Source organism: Pectinatus cerevisiiphilus, from assembly GCF_004341685.1.
GTDB classification, from domain to species: domain Bacteria; phylum Bacillota; class Negativicutes; order Selenomonadales; family Selenomonadaceae; genus Pectinatus; species Pectinatus cerevisiiphilus.
The window spans coordinates 68,147-87,693 of the sequence record NZ_SMAA01000003.1 but is presented as its reverse complement, the minus strand read 5'-3'; the positions used below and the strand labels follow the sequence as shown (position 1 = coordinate 87,693).

Below are 19,547 nucleotides of genomic sequence, written 5' to 3'. Positions count from 1 at the left end.
TTGACGAAATAAATTATACCAAGGATGATTATTATGAAAATTGCCATCGTAACTGGTGCTTCAAAAGGTCTAGGCCGAGAATTTGTAAAGCTTTTGGACCAAGAAAAACAGCTCGACCAAATTTGGGGCATAGCCCGCTCAAAAGAACAATTAGAAAGCTTACAAAAATCCCTTACAACACCGATGCGCGTTCTCGCCTATGATCTCACCCAAGAAAGTGCCATTAACGCTTTACTGGATTTGCTAAAAAAAGAAAAACCCTCCGTACAATTTCTTATCAATGCTGCAGGAATCGGTAGCATTGGTTCATATAAGGATATTCCGCTACATACCTGTGCCGCTATGATCGACCTCAACTGTCGGGCAGCCGTATTACTCAGTCAAGCAGCCATCCCTTTTATGCCCGTTGGCAGCCATATTTTAGAAATATGTTCAACAGCAGCATTTCAACCACTGCCGTATTTAAATATTTACGCAGCAAGCAAAGCTTTCCTTTACCATTACAGCAGAGCCCTGCATTTTGAACTTACGGCACAGCACATCAGTGTAACGGCTATATGCCCTTACTGGATAAAAGACACGGAATTTATTAGCACCGCAAAAGGAAATAAAAGCAATTGTTATATAAATAATTTTATCTGGGGTTCTTTAAAAAAGACAGTTGCCAAGAAAGCCTTAAATGACGCTAAAAAGAATCTTGCCGTTTCTACACCTGGCATTATATGCACCTTGCACCACATTGCCTGTAAGTTTTTACCGGACAGCCTTTTAATGTCCATCTGGAATTTTATCCGTCGCTATAAAATCTAAAACATCTTTAATGTATTTTAAATTTTTCATTTTGAAGCATATCGTTTTTCTGCCTTACGAATCATCGTCCCGTAAAATTTTTTTAATTCATCAAAAGCATTCTGTACTTCAGCTGGTATAGCTACATGTATTATATAATTCTTGCCCGCAGGGCCATAGCCATCTTTAGTGTCTGCCAGTCTCACTATTTCTCCCATAAGCAGCGTAATATATTCCTGCATAGACCACATGCCCGGTACCTCTTCAGCAAATACCAATTCCCCCTGCTTGACTATGACGCTTACATGATGCGCAGCAAAATTTATTATTTCTAGCGAATTAGCATACTTTCGCAATACAGCTTCCATACGATACTGCATAGTAGCATCTTGGGTAATTATAATATTGTTAAATTTTATCTTCTCTTTTGCCAACAGTTTCAGTAGATATGTGATATTATTACCACAATTTGTCGATTCTGTCTCCAAAAAGTCAGGCTGCATATTGTATTTATATCTTAAATACTCAGTAAAAATAGCAGCTTCCGGTAAACCAGCTGTCATTATGGCAGGGTATCTTTCATGTATTTTTTGGCGCAGTTTTTCTGTCGTATGCCCTATACCACCGACAATGATGTATTTTTTGGCTATACCATTTTTTATTGCCTGTGCTAAGACATCACCACCAACCATGATACTACCACCAAATAGAACCATTACATCAGCTTTAGCCAGCTTATATTTAGTTGCTAACTCGGCCCTTGTCAAAGACTTAATATCCCGTTTACCGCAGAAATTTCCTAAAATATTTATATATTCTGCAATTATTTCTTTTGCTGTATTTTCTTCGGAAATTTTCCCCATGTTCTACTCCTCTGCATTTTTAAAATTTATCTAACTAAAAAAGCTTCTACCAATTATCTTTCTAAAAAGCAACACAAAATTCCTCTCTGCTAAGCATATACCCAAAGAAAAAAATCTCTACATATTGTTTTACCAATATATAGAGAAAATATTAAAAAATATTTATACCTGCTTTTCTTTATCCATATCAAGCAGGACAATGCCGCCTTTTTGCTCATAGCCGCTGTCCCATAATTGATTTAAAGATAGCCAATGGGTACGTCCATACGTTATAACCTTTACCATAAAATTGTTTTCAAACTCTTCATAACCCGCCAACCAAAACCAATGCCACACATAATTGCGCAGACGTGGATTCTTGTGTTTTAAATTCAAATACGGAACCGGCATTTTCCCATCAATCTGTTTGCGCACATCTTCTTTAAAGCAATTTAATGAGCAATCGCTATAAACTGCACGCATCCGTAATTTTTCTTCTTTTTTGTCATGAAGATATTCATTAAAACCATCAATAAATATCTCCAATTTATCTATACCATGAATACGTGGGGCCAAATATGGTTTCATTATCGCAGAAAAATTTATATAATCCTGCTTTGTTACCTTGGTCAAATCATACGGATATAAATTTTTTTCACCAAAAAACATTGCAAAATAAATACATATATCACAAGCTGTTACGGCACCGCAGCCGCCTCTCTTCATCCAGTAATCAGTAAACCAATTTTGATCTCCGCCAATAAAATTCTCTATTTTAAAAAGCTGTAATTCACTCATTGCTTTCTCCTATAAACCTTACTAAAATAACTGTTTTTATAATAATTAATTCTTTACATTATACCATCTTTATTTAAATTTTCGTACCTTTATTATATTAAAAATTCCATTTTAAAATGCGCCAATAAAAAAATGGGCCATGTGTTTATTTCCCACATGGCCTATCTTATCGAGCAAAACATTTCAATTAAATTTTAAGTATACATTTATTACTTTATATAATCATTTATAATGCTTACCGCTCTATCAATACCTGTCCTGCCAGTATTAATAGTTATATCATAATCCTTAGGATCTCCCCATCTGGCTCCTGTATAATAATTATAATATGCTCCTCTTTTTCCGTCTTCCCGCTTTAACTCCTGCAACGTTTTGTCGTATATAATTTTTCCTCTTTCTGTACGAAAAGCATCATCTGCGACTATATAAAAATGATAAGCTTCTGTAAAATCCCTCAAAATAAAGTTTGAGCAACGCCCAATAAATATACCATTCTCTTTTTGTGCTAAGGCCTTGATTGCTTTTGCTTGAAAGGAAAATAAATAATTATCATCTTTAACCGTCAAATCGCCCAACATTGTCGAATAAGGAGATACACTGCCATACAAATTTTCATAGGTGAGGTCAAGCTTTTCTAAGTCCACACCTTTTTCTAAATGAGCTGAAATATATGCGACCAATTTTCTATCATATAAAGGAATCTGTAATTTTTTAGCAAGTTTTTCAGCTATTTCACGACCGCCAGCCCCATATTGCCGTCCAATTGTAATAATCATCATTTGCTCCTATTTCTATATTTTCAAATGAATTTTTTATTTAAGCTCATTATGCAAAAGGATTTTCACTAGGATATAACATATTTTGAGGTTGATTAAAATCAATCGTACCTACTCCTAAAAATCTGAACACAGAAAATAATGATTTACCATAATGGCCAAATGCAACTGCACCATGATGCGGATACTGTTTTTCTATCAGAACGTGCCGATAGAAACGTCCCATTTCAGGAATCGCGAAAATACCTATACCACCAAAAGACCTGGTTGCAACAGGTAAAATTTCACCTTGCGCAATATAAGCACTAATTTTACCAGCGGCATTACTCTGCAAACGATAAAAAGTAATTTTGCCTGCACTGATATCACCTTCAAGTGTACCGCGTGTGATATCTGGTGTACCACCGTTTTCTAATAAACGATTCTGGATAAGCTGGTATTTTATAGCACCTTTATCCAATTTGCACATTGGCGTATTCCCACAATGGAAGCCCATAAAAGTATCTTTAAGCGTATATTTACTATACTTAGGGGCGATATCTTCCTTAAATAGATCTGCTGGTACTGAATTATTGATATCAAGCAGAGTAACCGCATCACCACTTACACAAATCCCTATATACTCACTAAGTGCGCCATAAATATCTACTTCACAGGCAACTGGTATTCCTCTCGAGACAAAACGGCTATTTACATAACAAGGTTCAAAACCGAATTGGGAAGGAAATGCAGGCCAGCATTTATTAGCAAATGCAACATATTTACGGGAGCCTTTATGTTTTTCCGCCCAATCCTGTAGTGTAAGTTCATATTGCGCCATTCTATTGAGCAAATCAGGATATGGGTTCGCTTTTCCCATTTCTTTTTTCATATCTTCAACGATATCTTTAATACGCTTGTCACCGGCATGTTCTTTATATGCAACAAGCAAATCCAGCTCAGAATTTTCTTCTATTTCGACACCGAGATCATAAAGCGGTTTTATCGGTGCATTACAAGCAAAAAAGTCCTGTGGACGCGGTCCAAACGTAATTATCTTTAAATTTGCTATACCAATCAATGCACGGGCTACAGGTTGGAATTCATCAATCATAGCCGCTACATTTTCCGCAGTCCCAACAGGATATTCGGGAATAAATGCTTTTATTTTTCTCAAGCCTAAATTATATGAGCAATTAAGCATTCCGCAATATGCATCACCACGGCCATTTATCAGATCTTTACCGGTTTCTTCGGCAGCAGCGACATACATGACTGGCCCGTCAAAATTTTTAGCTATCATTGTTTCAGGTGTTTCCGGACCAAAATTACCCAAGAAAACCACCAATGCATTACATTCCGCAGCTTTTACTTCTTCAACGGCTTTTAACATATCAGTTTCATTTTCCACTACAGTTTTAGCTTCATAGATTGTTCCATATTTTTGTGTATAAGCTTTAACAATAGCTTTACGCCGATTTTCTGAAAGGGAAATTATAAAGCAATCTCTACTAACTGAAATGATACCACATTTCACTTCTGGAATATTATTCATCATTTTTATACTCTCCTTTATATATGCTTGCAGCTTTTATGTGCTTGTGCACATTTTTTCTAGATACAGAATAGCATTATTATATGAGTCTTGTCAATACAGATTTTTGCAAAAATTTATAATAATTTCATAATCATTACATTGTAAATTATAATTGATTTTATAATGATTGATAGTGCTCAGTATATTTTCATTTGTTGTTTTATTTAACTCAATTAAATGTAACTTATTAAAAAATCTGAAAAATATCAAAAATGCTTATTGACAAATAAATAAGCAAATGATATATTTAACGCATAAATTGTGCTTAAGCACATATTGAGATTTGGATAACTGTAGTATAAAAAGATTAATAAAAATACGCTAGCTTAAACAGATTATCCCGTAAATTAAAGGAGAGAAGAAGGGCGGTTTCATTAATGAATTATTTATTAGGGTTAGATATAGGAACGTCAGCTACTAAAACAGTGCTTTTCAACGAGCATATGCAAGTAGAAGCTACTGCTTCAGAAAATTACCCGCTATATCAACCACAAAATGGCTGGGCTGAACAAAACCCTATTGATTGGTATAATGCCTCGCTGCATACCATTCAGGCTGTATTAGCAAAATCCAAAGTTGCTCCTGATGCTATCAAGGGTATTGGCTTATCTGGACAAATGCATGGCTTAGTAATGCTTGATAGTAACAATGCCGTTATACGTCCCTCAATAATTTGGTGTGACCAGCGCACCGCAGACGAATGTAAAGAAATCACAAAGGAAATTGGTGCGAAACGTTTAATAGAAATAACTGCTAATCCTGCGCTGACAGGATTTACTGCTTCAAAAATTTTATGGGTGCGAAACCACGAACCCCAAAATTATGCAAAATGCGCCCACATTCTACTACCTAAAGATTATATACGCTTTTGCATGACCGGTGAATATGCAACGGAAGTATCTGATGCCAGCGGGATGCAGCTTTTAGATATACCAAAACGCTGTTGGTCAGATGAAATATTAGAAAAACTCGCTATTGATAAAAAATTACTAGCTAAAGTATATGAATCCCCCGACATAACCGGTTATATAAGTGAAAAATTTGCCAAAGCATCAGGACTTTCTACCAAAACAGCCGTAGTCGGTGGTGCTGGTGATAATGCCGCAGCTGCTATCGGTACAGGTATTGTAAAAGAAGGGCGTGCCTTCACTACAATTGGCACCAGCGGTGTAGTATTTGCCCATACGGACAAACCACTGATTGACCCCAAAGGCCGTGTACATACATTTTGTTGTGCCGTCCCAGGCTGCTGGCACGTAATGGGCGTAACATTAGCTGCCGGCTTGTCACTGAAATGGTGCCGTGATAACATCGCCACCGATTTTAAAGAAAAAGATAAAGATCCCTATGTACTGATGAATGAAGCGGCGGCCAAAGTTCCCTGTGGCAGCGATAAACTTATTTATCTACCATATCTCATGGGTGAACGGACACCACATCTGGATCCGGAATGCCGTGGCGTATTTTTCGGTTTATCCGCAATCCATACCAAGGCTAATATGATACGCGCTATTATGGAAGGTGTAGCCTACTCGCTTAGTGACTGTTATGATGTCCTAAAAGAAATGGGAATCACTGTCAATGAAATGATGGCCTGCGGTGGTGGTGGAAAAAGCCCGCTGTGGCGCCAAATATTATCAGATATGTTTGCTTGTAAAGTAAAGACACTCACTGCTGAAGAAGGTCCAGCTTTAGGTGTAGCCATTCTTGCTGGTGTCGGTACAGGTATTTTCAAAGACGTAGTTTCCGCTTGCGATGAACTGATTAAGGTTGGTTCAGTATGCACACCAATACAAGCTGAACAAATGTATTATAAAAAAGGCCATACTCTTTATAAAAAATTATATACACAACTAAAAGACTGTTACCACGATTTAGCCAATTTATAAAAAACATTTGACTAATACAATTATAACCAACATGCTTTACTAAGCAAATATTTTAGGGAGAGTAAATGATGGAAAATATAAAAAATGAAATCATCTTTCAAACAGTTTCCGCCCAGCGCGTAAAATTCATTAGGATTTTTGTCTTTGTCACTGCCGGTATGGCTGGTCTTCTCTTCGGTTTAGACCAAGGCGTTATCTCTGGTGCTTTACCTTTTATTACAAAAGAATGGCAGCTTGACAGCCATCTTCAAGAATGGGTAGTAAGCTCCATGATGGTAGGCGCAGCTGTAGGTGCTATCATTGCCTCAAAGCTGTCATCTGGTGTTGGCCGAAAAAAATCCTTAATGATTGGTGCCGCTCTATTTATTATTGGCTGTATCAGTTCAGGTTCAGCCGGTAACGTAACGATTCTAATAAGCGCCCGTTTGATATTGGGCCTTTCCGTCGGTATTGCTTCATACACCGCCCCCTTGTATCTCGCTGAGATGTCAAATAAGGATGCCCGCGGTAGTATTATTTCAGGGTACCAATTAATGGTTACAGTGGGAATTTTAGTTGCTTTTTTATCAGATACTTATTTCAGTTATACGGGTGATTGGCGTTCAATGCTGATGATCATTGCCATTCCTGCCGCAATATTGATTCTATGCGTTTTAGCTTTACCTGAAAGTCCGCGTTGGTTGGCTTCCAAGGGAAAATTTCAATCTTCAGCTAAAGTATTGAGTTCCATGCATACGGATGCTGAAATAGCAAAATCAGAATTAAACGACATTAGAGAAAATTTAAAACTGAAACAAGCTGGTTGGGAACTTTTCAAAGTTAATAAAAATGTGCGCCGCGTTGTATTTCTGGGTGTCCTCTTACAATTTATGCAACAGCTTACAGGTTTTAACATAATCATGTATTATTCTCCTAAAATCCTGAGTATAGCCGGATTTTCCTCAACCGAAGACCAAATGATCGGTACCGTAATAAATGGGTTGGTATTTGTCCTTGCAACACTTATCGCCGTTGGCACTGTCGACAAATCCGGCCGCAAGCCTGCACTGAAAAGATGCTTCATCATTATGGCCATATCTTTATTTATATTAGGCATCTGTTTCGCTGTTCTTGAAAGTGGCAGCACACTTCCTTTTATCCCGTATCTGTCTGCTGGTATGACATTACTCGCCATCATTGGTTTTGGCTTTGGAGCTGGTCCTGTAGTTTGGATACTATGCTCAGAAATTCAGCCTTTGAAAAGCCGCGATTTCGGTATTGCTTGTTCTACAATGACTAACTGGCTGTCTTGTACACTAATTGGCGCTACATTCCTAACATTACTTGACACGCTCGGTTCCACCATGACTTTTTGGCTCTATGCTGCATTAAACGCATTGTTTGTTTATCTCACGATACGTTATGTTCCAGAAACCAAAGGCGTTTCTTTAGAAAAAATTGAACAGAATCTTATGGAAGGTAAAAAATTAAAAGATATAGGCTGCTAAACAATAGATAATTCAATTCCCGTGATGCTATAATGTTAATGTAATTTAGTTAAAATAATATAGCATCGCAGGGGGCCTTTCAATGGTTACAATCAAACAAATCGCAGATTTATGCGGAGTTTCGCGAGGTACTGTCGATAGAGTCATCAATGAGCGGGGAAACGTAAAAACAGAAACGCGTAACCTGGTGCTTAACATGATAAAAAAACTGGAGTATCAACCTAATCCTGCCGGCAAGGCATTATCTGCCCGCAAACACAACCCAGTTGTAGGTATCTTAATCCCCGCAAAGGGAAATCCTTTTTTTGATGATGTCATTCGTGGTATTAAAACAGCCGCCGAAAAATACAAAATTTATGGCCTGAATATCTTACTGCATTCTATTCGCGGTTATAGCACTGAAGCACAGCTGCAAATTCTTGCTAAATTAAAGGGTAAAATAAATGCTTTAATAATAAACCCCATAAATGATCCTTTGATAATAAACAAAATAAACGAATTTGTTGACAGTGGGGTTTTCGTTGTAACCTTGAACAATGATGCAGATGAATCACGCCGGCACTGTTATGTAGGGACAAATTACGTAAACGGTGGCGAAACCGCTGGGGCATTGTTACAAATGATCACCAAAGAAAAGGCCAATATTGGCATTATCATGGGATCATCAAAAGTTTTAGGACACAGACAGCGCTTAGAAGGATTCAAATATAACATCAATAAAAATCCTGATTTTAAAATCGTAGACATTCAAGAAAATGACGACGATGATATTTGTTCATATGACAAAACCAAAGAAATGATAATGCACCATCCGGAAATAAACGTCTTATTCATAGTAGCAGCAGGTGTATATGGTGCCTGTCGTGCTGTACTCGCACTTAACAAACAGGACCAACTGACAATTTTGGCTTTTGATACAGTCCCGACTACAGTAGAAATGATGAAGAAACATATTATTAAAGCCGTTATTTATCAACATCCGTATCGGCAGGGACAGCGTGCCATGCAGCTTGTTTTTGAATATCTGGTAAATGGAATCAGCCCCGATAAAAGCAAACATATTATGAAAAATGAAATAAAAATTTTGGAGAATTTGTGAGGAATAATAATGAAAAGTGTATTAGATAATTCTTTTAACGACTATGGTAAAATAATAAAAATAGATACTACTACTTTTATAAAAACAATGGCTGGCAAAGACGCCATCAAGGACGGTGTAGTATATGAAGCATCGGATAAAGCGCTGGAAATGCTTCCTTTATTTAAAAAAATACAAAACGAAGTTTTTGGCGGCCTTAACATTGAATTTGGCTTTTGCAGTGGTCGTAATAATAAATTAAACGCAGTTGAATATCATCGCAGTTCAGAAATTGATATAGCTGCAACTGATCTCATTTTAATGCTCGGCCGCCAGCAAGATATCGATTATAGCAACAATACTTATAAGACGGAAAACATTGAACTGTTTTTTGTACCACAGGGAACGGCAGTGGAATTATATGCTACAACCCTCCATTATGCTCCTTGCCGCCAAAATGGTGAAGAATTTCGCTGCGGCGTAGTACTGCCAAAAGGCACAAATATGCCATTACCAGAAAAACCTTCCTCCTTAGACGGTGAAAACAGACTGTTGTTTGCAGAAAATAAATGGCTTATCGGCCATGCCGAAAGTAATATTGATAAAGACGGTGGTTTTATTGGTCTCATCGGTGAAAACACCCAATGTTAGTTTAAGATTTCTATTTTCCTTAATTTAATATTGATTACCAAGCTGATAAAACACGAAGTGCCCGCCCAAAGTTAGATTTACTGATCTAACTTTGGGCGGGCACTTCGCGTATAAGTAATAACCTCACGGCTTCTGCTTTTCAGTTCATTTCAGCAAAATTATTTGAGTCCTACTACATCATATCCCGCGTTTACAACAGCATCTTTTAAAGCATTTGCCGTTACATTTTCTCCAGCGGAAACGACAGCATTCTTATCATCTAAGCTTACTTTGACAGAATCTACCCCATTTACCTGGCGCAATGCCTTTTCTACTCTGCTGGTACAATGGCCGCAACTCATTCCTTCAATCATAATAGTTGTTGTCTTCATTTTGTTTTCTCCTTTTTCTTCTTTACTATCTATATTAGAAATTGGCATAGGTTCATCTTTTCTATCAGGATTAGAATCTCCCAGCCGCAGTCTTTTCAAACGCAAGGCATTAGTAACAACACAGACACTACTCAAGCTCATGGCCGCTGCCGCGAACATTGGATTCAATTTTATGCCCCATGTTAAGTATAAGGCACCTGCAGCCAATGGAATCCCGATAATGTTATAGAAAAATGCCCAAAATAAATTTTCTTTTATATTAAGTATTACTGCCTTACTGAGCTTGATAGCTTTTGCTGCATCCAGTAAGTCGCTTTTCATCAGGACAATATCTGCGCTGTCAATTGCCACATCAGTACCTGCACCAATCGCAATCCCCACATCGGCAGCTGCCAAGGCAGGAGCATCATTTATACCGTCGCCTACCATAGCTACCACATGTCCTTTTTGTTTTAAGCTGCTCACCTGTTCTTCTTTTTGCGCTGGCAGCACACCTGCTATCACATTTTCTATTCCAGCTTGCCGACCAATAGCCTGTGCCGCAGCTTCACTATCACCTGTCAGCATAACTACATTAATTCCATACTCTTTCAATTCTTGCACTGCCTGCTTGCTAGTTTCTTTTATCGTATCAGCTACAGCTATTATTCCTAAAATCTTTTTCTCATCAGCAAATATTAATGGCGTCTTTCCTTGTTTTGCCAGATTACAAGCATCATCATACAATTTACCGTTAAAAGCAATATGGCATTCCTGCAACAGTTTTTCATTACCTGCATAATACTTATGCCCATCCAGAAAACCTTCCGTTCCACGGCCAAAATGTGCCATAGAATCAGTCACTTGTGTTAGAGCAATATTTTCCTGCGAACATTTATTTACTACTGCTTCTGCCAAAGGATGTTCGCTGCCTTTTTCGATGGAACCCGCAATCGCCAACAAGCTGCCTTCCGTGATGCCGTCAGCACATATTATATCAGTCACCTTAGGCTTGCCCTGTGTTATTGTTCCCGTCTTATCTAAGACTATGGTATCGATCTTATGCGCGGTCTGCAATGCTTCTCCTGATTTTATCAAGATGCCGTATTGCGCGCCTCTTCCTGTTCCCGTCATAATTGCCACTGGTGTTGCCAATCCTAATGCACAAGGGCAAGAAATGACCAAAACGGCTATTGCGGTTGATATCGCAAACTCGGCTTCATATCCCATACCTAACCAGAAAATAGCAGTAAGCACCGCTATCCCTATTACCACCGGTACAAAAACCCCTGCTATCTTATCAGCCAGTTTAGCAATAGGGGCCTTGCTTGAGGAAGCTTCTTCAACCAATTTTATGATTTGGGCAAGGGTGGTATCTTCACCGACTTTCACTGCCTTAGCCTTTATTAATCCTGTTTTATTAATTGATGCCGAAACCAGTTTATCCCCTTTTTCTTTTGCAGCCGGCACGCTTTCACCCGTTATTGCCGACTCATCAAAAAAAGATTTTCCTTCAAGGACTATACCATCAACGGCAGCCGCTTCTCCCGGTTTAATGATAAAAACATCACCAACAAGCATTTGCGCAGCATCAATAACTTTTTCTTTACCATCTCTTATGACTGTTACAGTTTTTGGTGCTAGCTGCATTAACTTAGTAATGGCTTCACTGGTTTTGCCTTTTGATCTTGCTTCAAGAAATTTGCCTACGGTTATCAATGTGAGAATCATACCAGCAGACTCAAAATAAAGATTTAAGCGGTATTGGTTGACGAGCGCTATATTGCCATACCCCAAACCATAACCTATACGATAAATGGCAAATATACCATATACAATTGCTGCCCCGGCGCCTATTGCAATCAAGCTATCCATATTAGGGTTGCCTTTAAAAAGTGTTTTGAAACCATTTTTAAAATAATTTTGATTGGCCAGTATGATCGGTACTAAAAGGAGAAGCTGTGTGAACGCAAAAGCATGCGCACTAGCATTCCCCCAAAAATAAGCCATCATAAAAACTGGCATCTTCCACGAAAAAGCTTCGTACATCATATGTCCCATAGATAAGTACAACAAGGGCAGTAAAAAAACTACTGAGATAATAAGACGTTTTTTCATATTGGCAATAGCCGTCTTCGCTGACGGAATTTGTTGCTTTTTTTCTTTGCCATACACAAAAGCCCCATATCCGGCATCTTCAACAGCGGCTATTATTTTAGCTGAATCTGTACTTTTATCATCAAAATCAACTTGCATACTGTTGGTCAATAAATTGACACTCACAGCAGATACCCCTGCCACTTTTGCCACACTTTTTTCGACATGTGATGAACACGCAGAACATGTCATACCAGTTACTGCAAACTTTTCTTTCAATTTTTCCACCTACTTCATTTGTTTTTTCAAAAGTTCGCAAAGCTCATTGATGGCTTCATCATTTCCTTTTTTTATATCTTCCACCACGCACGTCTTTATATGTCTTGCTAAAAGCTCTTTATTAAAACTATTCAAAGCCGATTGAACTGCTGAAACCTGTATCAATATATCAACGCAGTATCGATCATCATCCACCATGGCTCTAAGGCCTCTGACTTGTCCTTCAATTCGGCTCAGCCGCGTAATCAAATTTTTCTTTTCTTCAGCATCTCTTTTTTTGTATTTTATATTGCCATTGTTTTTGTTATTGCATTGGCAGACCATTTCATCGCCTCCTATACCCCTATGGGGTATAAAATTAATATACGACTTTATTTATTACTTGTCAAGTATAGAATAAATATTTTAAATCACTCAACCACAAAATATATGCTTTTTCTATAGCGTCACAATAAATAAAATACGAATATATAAAATTTTTCGGGAAAATTTCATGTAGTATGTACCGTAAGTATCAAGACAAACACATAAGCTAGAGCATTTATTGATATTTAGTTTTTAATAAATCAAAATAAGCCGTACGATAAGCTTACGGTATTTGTGACGTAATACCATAAACCCATCATACGGCTTTCTATATTAAAAATGTTGAGTGGGAAACCTTAGTCAGAAAGATTTTCTGCCAAAACATCAGCTATATGCTTTATCTTTATCTCAGGGGCATTCTTATCAAGGCCACCACCAATCTGCATCATACAAGCCGGACAAGCGACCGCAATAGTTTGGGCACCGCTTTCCTTGATGTTATGAAGCTTCCGATTGAGTAGTTGAACGGACAGGTCTGCATATTTCATACCGAAAGATCCAGCCATGCCGCAGCATTGATCTGCGCCATTCATTTCTACATAATCATACCCAGCTGCAGATTCAAGAAGTTTCCGCGGTTCTTTGTAAATACCAAGACTACGTCTCATATGGCACGAATCATGATAAGTTATTTTTTCTTTACCATGCGTAACTTTCAAACGCTTATCTTTTTCGTATGCTTGTTCTACAAAGGACGTAAATTCTCTTATCTTCTTGCTCAAATTATCAGCACGTTTCAACCATGCCGGATCATGCACAAACAGTTCTTTATATGTCTTTTCCAAAGTTTCTGCACAAGTTGGGCAAGCAGCTATTATATAGTCGGCATTTGCGCTTTCCAGTGCTTCTATATTTTTCTTGGCTAATTTGCGTGCGGTGTCAAGATCGCCCGCTCCTATAACCGGTTTACCACAACAGTTCTGATCCTGCGGATAAACCACTTCAGCACCAATATCTTGTAATACTTTAACTACAGATTCGCCCGTCTGAGGGAATACAAAGTCAAGATTACAACCACTGAAGAAAGCTACCTTCATTTTAGGAGAAGCAGGATTATGCTTAAATAAGTCATTTGTTCTATCGCGGAAAGGCTTATCCGCTATTGTTGGTAAACTACGTCCTTCTGTCATTTTAGCAAAGAACAATGGCAGGTTACGGATGAATTTACCTGACTTCACAGGTTTCTGCCCTATCGAAGCAGTCCGCAACAAAGTATGGAAAAGTTTACGATTTGTCATAATCTTTTGGAATATCAATTTTTCTGGCAGGGATAAACCTTTTTGGGCAACCCGTCTATTACGCAGTTCCTGAATAAGATCCGGGATGTTTATTTTACCAGGACAGACAGTCGTGCAACGACGACAGCCTATACACAAATCACTAAATTGGGCAAAATCATCAAGGCTGTTCAACAGACCTGTCAAAATCGCACCTATACCACCAGAATAAATATGTCCGTATACATTTCCGCCTACAGTTGACCATATAGGACAAACATTAAGACATGATGCACACCGTACGCATTGATAAACTTCTTTCATAACTGGATCATGTGCTGCCTTTAAGCGCCCATTATCAAGTAAAATAGCATAAACTTTTTTATTTTCTTCCACCATTTTACCATTTTTTTCATGGATTATCGGTGTAGGGCCATCAATCAATGTCAAATAGCTTACCATACGCTGGCAGGTACCATTACGTGGTAAAAGCCGCATTATTTTTGAAGCGTCACTTACTTTTGGTATGAGTTTTTCATAACCAATTATAATAACATGTACTGGTGGCAATGTTGTAACTATACGTGCATTACCTTCATTTGTTACAAGGCCAATTGCCCCATTTTCAGCTATACCAAAATTGGCTCCTGATATACCCATATCTGCCTTTAAAAATTCTTCACGCATTACTCGTCTAGCCGTCTGAACCATAAAAGGAATATCACTAGGAATATCTTCTTTAAGTTCATCCGAGAAGAATTTAGCACATTGTTTTCTATTTAAATGGATTGCTGGCATTACCATATGCGAAGGATGTTGTCCTGCAACAGAAAGCATCCATTCGCCTAAGTCTGTTTCTTTTACGTGCAATCCCTGTTGTTCCAAGTAATCATTTAGTTTTATTTCTTCCGTAGCCATTGACTTCGATTTAACAATATTATGCACGCCATTTTCCCGGCATATTTCCATCAATTGCTGCTTGAGTTGATCTCCATCTTTAGCCCGAAAAACTTTAGCCCCTCTTTTTTCCAAAGAAGCTTGGAATTCATCGGCTAATTCTTCAATATGAGCTACAGCATAGCTCTTCATATCTTTGAGATCGTCACGCAAAGCTTCAATGCTTTCAACATTAGCATACGCTTTAGCTCTAGCCGTAGGATATTGTTCCGAGAATCTTTCCAGATTGCTGCGCAGAGTTCCATCATGTAATTTTTCTTTAATTTCAACTTTTATATTCCGGTTTGCCATTTTTATCACTCCATCCCATCCACTGCAAACAGTATTAATCTGCTCGGTCCATGTACTCCTAAGGTTAAAACTCTTTCTATATCAGAGGTACGGCTTGGGCCTGTAACAAACCCCGTGTAACCCTTATCAAAAACATTTTCCAGTATTGCAAAAGCATCTGTCATAGTATTCACTACATTATTTTTGTTCATAAACACAATATTAATCGGTGGCAGCATAGTCGTCACTCTTGCTTCATAAGAATAATTATCAACACATACGCTTCCCGTTTCGCTAACGCCAAATTCAGCAACGGAAATACCAATGTCAACAGTAGGTGCATTTTTGGCAATATCAAATTTATCTGTATACACTTTACAATTTTGTTCCAGATTCTTATAGATATTGTTGAGCTTTTCTGATTCATCGCCGCCTACTGCTGCTATACTAGAAGCTTTCACGTCTTCGATTATGCCTTCTATTACGGGAATAGCGTCTTCATAGCTTTTTACTTCTTTTAATTCTACTGAAGCTGCCTGTGCATTTTCTTTAAAACCATCCCAATATTTTTTATCTATAAACCCTTTTTGTAAATACTTCTGCCACTCATGGCTTACCCTTCTCATACTGATTCACTCCTCAATAAATTTCCCACACACATATAATATATATTGTACTATCCAAACTTCTTTTTTTATTGGCAGACTTTACAAGGATTTAAAATATTATGCGGATCAAATGCCTTTTTTATGCCTTGCATAATCTGTAATGCTTCTGCTGGCATAGATTGTTTCAAATATTCTTTTTTGGCATAGCCTATGCCGTGTTCACCAGAAACACTGCCTTTAAGGGTACGCGCCTTCTGGTACATTTTCCCCATTGTCACTGCTAATGCCTTTTTCCATTGTTCGTCTGTCATGTCATCTTTGAGTATATAGGCATGCAGGTTGCCGTCGCCCGCATGACCGAAACATTTTATTCTTGTGCCTGTTTGTTTTTGCAGGTTATGGATGTATTCAACAAGGTCATTAACGCTGCTGCGCGGTACTACTACGTCGACTTCATCCATGGCGGTAGTGGAGCTTTTTATTGCTTCGAGGAATGCCCCTCTTGCCTTCCAAATGGATTCAGCTCTTTCATCAGTGTCCGCGATAAGCAGGTCTATTGCCCCTTGGTCAAGACAAATCTGTGCTACCGAATCATAGTAGGAAGCGATTTCTTCCATTGTATTGCCATCAAATTTAAGCAGCAGGTACGCATCTGCCTGATTGTCCGGGAATTTTCTGCCGAGGTATTTTTCGGCGTCCATGATTACTTCTTTTTCCATGAATTCTATTGCCGTAGGGATTGCCTTTGATTTTATGATCGGCGGCACTGCCCTTATTGCTTGTTCCAGTGTCGGGAACGGTACGAGCAGGCTGACATTTTTCTTTGGTAACGGCAAAAGCCGCAGGATTGCCTTGGTGATAATAGCAAGTGTTCCTTCTGAGCCCACGATAAGGTCTTTTAAGGCATAACCAGAGCTGTTTTTAACTGTTTTACCGCCGAGGGTCATTATGGTCCCATCGGCAAGAACTATTTCAAGGCCGCGGATGTAGTCACGGGTAACACCAAATTTTACGGCTCTCATGCCGCCTGCATTGGTACTGATGTTGCCGCCGATTGTTGCGGATTTTTCACCAGGATCAGGTGGATAGAAGTAACCTCTTTTTTCTACATATTCGGCAAGTTCCATGAGTAGTACTCCCGGTTCTACGGTCAAGGTGAGGTTTTGTTCATCAAGTTCCAGAAAATGGTTCATCAAGGTTGTGTCTATCATGATGCCCTGTTCGACAGCAACTGCTGCACCGACAAGTCCAGTGCCAGCTCCTCTTGGGGTAACAGGGATATTGTTCTTATTTGCATAGGCGAGAATTTTTGAAACTTCTTCTGCACTGGTGACTCTCACTACGATGTCTGGATAATGTTGTCCGGCACTCAGTTCATCGTGGCTGTATTCTTCGTTTATTTCTTTTTTCCAGAGAATTCTTTCCCTATCTATTATTTTAGCGAGGTTTTTAAGGTCCTCTTCGGTTATTTGCTTATAGGGTTTCATAGTACTTTTCCCCCTGTTTTTATTTTTTCGATCAGTTTAGGAATGACATCATAGAGGTCTGCCTTTACAGCATAGTTGGCTGTCTTGAAGATAGATGCCTTCGGGTCGCTGTTTATGGCAAAGATCGTGTCGGCATGGTTCATGCCTGCCACAAATTGAACTGACCCTGATACGCCGCAGGTGATTATTAATTTTGGTCTTACTGTACGTCCGCTCAGCCCTATCTGTTTTTTCGGGTCCATCCAGCCCGCTTCTACGAGAGGTCTCGTCGATGCTGTTTGGCCACCGAGAAGGTCTGCCAGTTCTTCAATCATTTTGAGGTCTGCCTTCTTCTTGACGCCTCTGCCGGCAACGACAATGACATCAGCCCCGTCTATTGTTTGTTCTTTTTCTTTTTTGGTTACGCCCAAAACTTCAATGCGGCTCTTCAGTTTCTCATCGCTGACAGGCAGTGCTTCTATTGTACCTGTCACTACGTCATTCCATTTAGGCGCATCCATTATCTTATAACGGACGGTAGCCATCTGTGGTCTGGTGTTCGGTGTGAGAATTTCAGCCATGATGTTGCCACCGAAAGCTGGACGGATCTGGACGAGATCGGTGTTTTCTTTTATGTCAAGGATAGTACAGTCGGCAGTGAGCCCTGTGCCAAACCGCGCAGCCACTCTCGGTGCCAGCTGTCTGCCTACTGGCGTAGCGCCGACAAGGATTGCCGCCGGTTTTATCTTCTTGATGAATTCTGCAAAGACACTGGTATAAGCTTCTATTTTAAAGTATTCCAACTGCGGTTTATCGCAAATATATACTTTGTCTGCCCCATAGTGTAGCAGTTCTTCAGCCTTATGCTTAATACTGCTGCCGATGAAGAGTGCATATACCGGCTGCTTTATCTTGGCTGCCAGTTCTTTTGCTTTTCCCAGAAGTTCATATGTTACGGGATGGATTACACCATCTACATGATCTACATAAACTGTTATACCGCGCCATTTTGTCTTGTCAATCTGCGCTTTTTTCTGTCCTTCTACATACTCTATTGCCCCTTTAGGGCCTTTTTTTACGCACATCCGGCACATCCGGCAGGCTGCGCTTATTGATATCTTTCCATCTTTTTCCTGTATGGCGCCAAACGGGCAAATCGCTATCAATGCTTTAGCGTCTGTTATCTTTTCTTGATGGATTACTAGTTTTGCCATGTTTTTCCCTCTATCCTACTATGAATTTTTTCTGCTTCAGGGTACCATAAATCTTTGCCGCCAGTTCTTCGCTCGTTCCTTCCAGGTATTCCTGTACTTTATCGCTTACCGGTGGAAAGATTCTCTGTACGTTTGTCGGTGAACCATTCAGTCCGTATTTCATTTCATCCTGGTCCTGCATATCGCTGAAGGTATATATTTCAATATCTTTTTCATAGTTTCTTTTTTTCTCAGATACGAGGGAAGCCTCGGCTGATAGATGTCTTTTTGCACTGTCAGCAGGCAGGGAAAGGATGCCTTTACTGTTTCTATGTCATGCGGCATGTCCATATCTACAACAATACCGTCTTTTTCTACTCTTTCTATTTTCTGCACGTTGCAGACATTCGGGACATCCAGCATTTCAGCTACTTCCGGGCCTACCTGCGCCGTATCTCCATCTGTCGTCTGCAAACCGCATAAGATAATGTCGAATTTACCAAACTTCTTTATGCCCTGTGACAGGGTTCTGCTTGTCGCCAGCACGTCAGCGCCGCCAAATTTTCTGTCTGTTATGAGCGCACCGTTATCCGCACCCATAGAAAACGCTTCATACAAAACAGTCTTTGCCTGTGGCGGTCCCATTGTAATAACACTTACCGTGCCGCCATATTTTTCTTTCAGTCTCAGTCCTGTTTCCAGTGCATAAAGGTCATACGGATTCATTTTGCTGTCTGCACCATTTCTTTTTAATACCCCGGTTTTCTCATCTACTTCTACCTTATTTGTTCCGGGGACTTGTTTTATGCATACCAGTATTTTCATTTTACTTCTCTCCATAGCATTACATATTTTTAA

17 protein-coding genes are annotated in these 19,547 nt (G+C 39.1%); 5 read left to right on the top strand and 12 right to left on the bottom strand.

The annotated features are described in order from the left end of the window. Nucleotides 1-33 precede the first annotated feature (33 nt). Nucleotides 34-810, top strand: a complete 777-nt coding sequence (locus EDC37_RS02530) for an SDR family NAD(P)-dependent oxidoreductase (protein ID WP_132547595.1) — start codon at nt 34-36, stop codon at nt 808-810. Nucleotides 811-836: 26 nt separating this feature from the next. Here the strand turns inward: EDC37_RS02530 and EDC37_RS02525 are convergent, their stop codons facing one another. The 4 genes from EDC37_RS02525 to EDC37_RS02510 all read right to left on the bottom strand — a co-directional run bounded on the left by EDC37_RS02525 (nt 837) and on the right by EDC37_RS02510 (nt 4,742). Next, complete coding sequence (locus EDC37_RS02525) at nt 837-1,652, bottom strand: YdcF family protein (protein ID WP_132547593.1); 816 nt, start codon at nt 1,650-1,652, stop codon at nt 837-839. A gap of 162 nt (nt 1,653-1,814) precedes the next feature. Then, nucleotides 1,815-2,429, bottom strand: a complete 615-nt coding sequence (locus EDC37_RS02520; RefSeq protein ID WP_132547591.1) for a hypothetical protein — start codon at nt 2,427-2,429, stop codon at nt 1,815-1,817. Nucleotides 2,430-2,638: 209 nt separating this feature from the next. Then, complete coding sequence (locus EDC37_RS02515) at nt 2,639-3,208, bottom strand: cytidylate kinase-like family protein (RefSeq protein ID WP_231040037.1); 570 nt, start codon at nt 3,206-3,208, stop codon at nt 2,639-2,641. A gap of 46 nt (nt 3,209-3,254) precedes the next feature. Next, nucleotides 3,255-4,742 carry an L-fucose/L-arabinose isomerase family protein gene (locus tag EDC37_RS02510; protein WP_132547589.1) on the bottom strand — a complete coding sequence of 496 codons (1,488 nt, stop codon included), beginning with the start codon at nt 4,740-4,742 and terminating at the stop codon, nt 3,255-3,257. Between the two features lie 416 nt (nt 4,743-5,158). On the opposite strand from EDC37_RS02510, the gene xylB reads away from it, so the two are divergent. The 4 genes from xylB to EDC37_RS02490 all read left to right on the top strand — a co-directional run bounded on the left by xylB (nt 5,159) and on the right by EDC37_RS02490 (nt 9,886). Then, nucleotides 5,159-6,670 (top strand): xylulokinase, encoded by a 1,512-nt coding sequence (xylB, locus tag EDC37_RS02505; protein ID WP_132547587.1) that lies wholly within the window; start codon nt 5,159-5,161, stop codon nt 6,668-6,670. 68 nt (nt 6,671-6,738) lie between these two features. Next, nucleotides 6,739-8,157 carry a sugar porter family MFS transporter gene (locus tag EDC37_RS02500; RefSeq protein WP_132547826.1) on the top strand — a complete coding sequence of 473 codons (1,419 nt, stop codon included), beginning with the start codon at nt 6,739-6,741 and terminating at the stop codon, nt 8,155-8,157. Between the two features lie 82 nt (nt 8,158-8,239). Continuing rightward, nucleotides 8,240-9,256, top strand: coding sequence for a LacI family DNA-binding transcriptional regulator (locus EDC37_RS02495; protein ID WP_132547585.1), 1,017 nt, complete (start codon nt 8,240-8,242; stop codon nt 9,254-9,256). A 9-nt stretch (nt 9,257-9,265) separates the two neighbouring features. After that, a complete protein-coding gene (locus tag EDC37_RS02490; RefSeq protein ID WP_132547583.1) occupies nt 9,266-9,886 on the top strand; it encodes a DUF4867 family protein in 621 nt (206 codons plus the stop codon). Nucleotides 9,887-10,044: 158 nt separating this feature from the next. Here EDC37_RS02490 and EDC37_RS02485 read toward each other — a convergent pair whose 3' ends face one another. From EDC37_RS02485 to EDC37_RS02455, 8 genes are all read right to left on the bottom strand, one after another. Next, a complete protein-coding gene (locus EDC37_RS02485; protein ID WP_132547581.1) occupies nt 10,045-12,621 on the bottom strand; it encodes a heavy metal translocating P-type ATPase in 2,577 nt (858 codons plus the stop codon). Further along, entirely contained in the window at nt 12,622-12,936 is a 315-nt protein-coding gene (locus tag EDC37_RS02480) for a metal-sensing transcriptional repressor (RefSeq protein ID WP_132547579.1), read from the bottom strand. Between the two features lie 338 nt (nt 12,937-13,274). Beyond that, a complete protein-coding gene (ldhH, locus tag EDC37_RS02475) occupies nt 13,275-15,443 on the bottom strand; it encodes an L-lactate dehydrogenase (quinone) large subunit LdhH (protein ID WP_132547577.1) in 2,169 nt (722 codons plus the stop codon). Nucleotides 15,444-15,448: 5 nt separating this feature from the next. Beyond that, nucleotides 15,449-16,048, bottom strand: coding sequence for a LutC/YkgG family protein (locus tag EDC37_RS02470; protein ID WP_132547575.1), 600 nt, complete (start codon nt 16,046-16,048; stop codon nt 15,449-15,451). 68 nt (nt 16,049-16,116) lie between these two features. Continuing rightward, nucleotides 16,117-17,517, bottom strand: a complete 1,401-nt coding sequence (locus tag EDC37_RS02465) for an FAD-binding oxidoreductase (RefSeq protein WP_132547573.1) — start codon at nt 17,515-17,517, stop codon at nt 16,117-16,119. Beyond that, nucleotides 17,514-18,710 (bottom strand): electron transfer flavoprotein subunit alpha/FixB family protein, encoded by a 1,197-nt coding sequence (locus EDC37_RS02460; RefSeq protein ID WP_132547571.1) that lies wholly within the window; start codon nt 18,708-18,710, stop codon nt 17,514-17,516. Before EDC37_RS02460 ends, EDC37_RS02465 begins: the two co-directional genes overlap by 4 nt. Nucleotides 18,711-18,720: 10 nt before the next feature. Then, nucleotides 18,721-18,873 (bottom strand): hypothetical protein, encoded by a 153-nt coding sequence (locus tag EDC37_RS12735; protein WP_231039948.1) that lies wholly within the window; start codon nt 18,871-18,873, stop codon nt 18,721-18,723. Further along, complete coding sequence (locus EDC37_RS02455; RefSeq protein WP_243642160.1) at nt 18,870-19,514, bottom strand: electron transfer flavoprotein subunit beta/FixA family protein; 645 nt, start codon at nt 19,512-19,514, stop codon at nt 18,870-18,872. Before EDC37_RS02455 ends, EDC37_RS12735 begins: the two co-directional genes overlap by 4 nt. Between the last annotated feature and the right edge of the window lie 33 nt (nt 19,515-19,547).

What these genes read in the sequence shown, in the direction of transcription:
- EDC37_RS02470 (WP_132547575.1), bottom strand. Translation starts at nt 16,048, where the DNA reads ATGAGAAGGGTAAGCCATGAGTGGCAGAAGTATTTACAAAAAGGGTTT.
- EDC37_RS02500 (WP_132547826.1), top strand. Translation starts at nt 6,739, where the DNA reads ATGGAAAATATAAAAAATGAAATCATCTTTCAAACAGTTTCCGCCCAG.
- EDC37_RS02495 (WP_132547585.1), top strand. Translation starts at nt 8,240, where the DNA reads ATGGTTACAATCAAACAAATCGCAGATTTATGCGGAGTTTCGCGAGGT.
- xylB (WP_132547587.1), top strand. Translation starts at nt 5,159, where the DNA reads ATGAATTATTTATTAGGGTTAGATATAGGAACGTCAGCTACTAAAACA.
- EDC37_RS02520 (WP_132547591.1), bottom strand. Translation starts at nt 2,429, where the DNA reads ATGAGTGAATTACAGCTTTTTAAAATAGAGAATTTTATTGGCGGAGAT.
- EDC37_RS02465 (WP_132547573.1), bottom strand. Translation starts at nt 17,517, where the DNA reads ATGAAACCCTATAAGCAAATAACCGAAGAGGACCTTAAAAACCTCGCT.
- EDC37_RS02525 (WP_132547593.1), bottom strand. Translation starts at nt 1,652, where the DNA reads ATGGGGAAAATTTCCGAAGAAAATACAGCAAAAGAAATAATTGCAGAA.
- EDC37_RS12735 (WP_231039948.1), bottom strand. Translation starts at nt 18,873, where the DNA reads ATGAAATACGGACTGAATGGTTCACCGACAAACGTACAGAGAATCTTT.
- ldhH (WP_132547577.1), bottom strand. Translation starts at nt 15,443, where the DNA reads ATGGCAAACCGGAATATAAAAGTTGAAATTAAAGAAAAATTACATGAT.
- EDC37_RS02455 (WP_243642160.1), bottom strand. Translation starts at nt 19,514, where the DNA reads ATGAAAATACTGGTATGCATAAAACAAGTCCCCGGAACAAATAAGGTA.
- EDC37_RS02510 (WP_132547589.1), bottom strand. Translation starts at nt 4,742, where the DNA reads ATGATGAATAATATTCCAGAAGTGAAATGTGGTATCATTTCAGTTAGT.
- EDC37_RS02480 (WP_132547579.1), bottom strand. Translation starts at nt 12,936, where the DNA reads ATGGTCTGCCAATGCAATAACAAAAACAATGGCAATATAAAATACAAA.
- EDC37_RS02515 (WP_231040037.1), bottom strand. Translation starts at nt 3,208, where the DNA reads ATGATGATTATTACAATTGGACGGCAATATGGGGCTGGCGGTCGTGAA.
- EDC37_RS02490 (WP_132547583.1), top strand. Translation starts at nt 9,266, where the DNA reads ATGAAAAGTGTATTAGATAATTCTTTTAACGACTATGGTAAAATAATA.
- EDC37_RS02460 (WP_132547571.1), bottom strand. Translation starts at nt 18,710, where the DNA reads ATGGCAAAACTAGTAATCCATCAAGAAAAGATAACAGACGCTAAAGCA.
- EDC37_RS02530 (WP_132547595.1), top strand. Translation starts at nt 34, where the DNA reads ATGAAAATTGCCATCGTAACTGGTGCTTCAAAAGGTCTAGGCCGAGAA.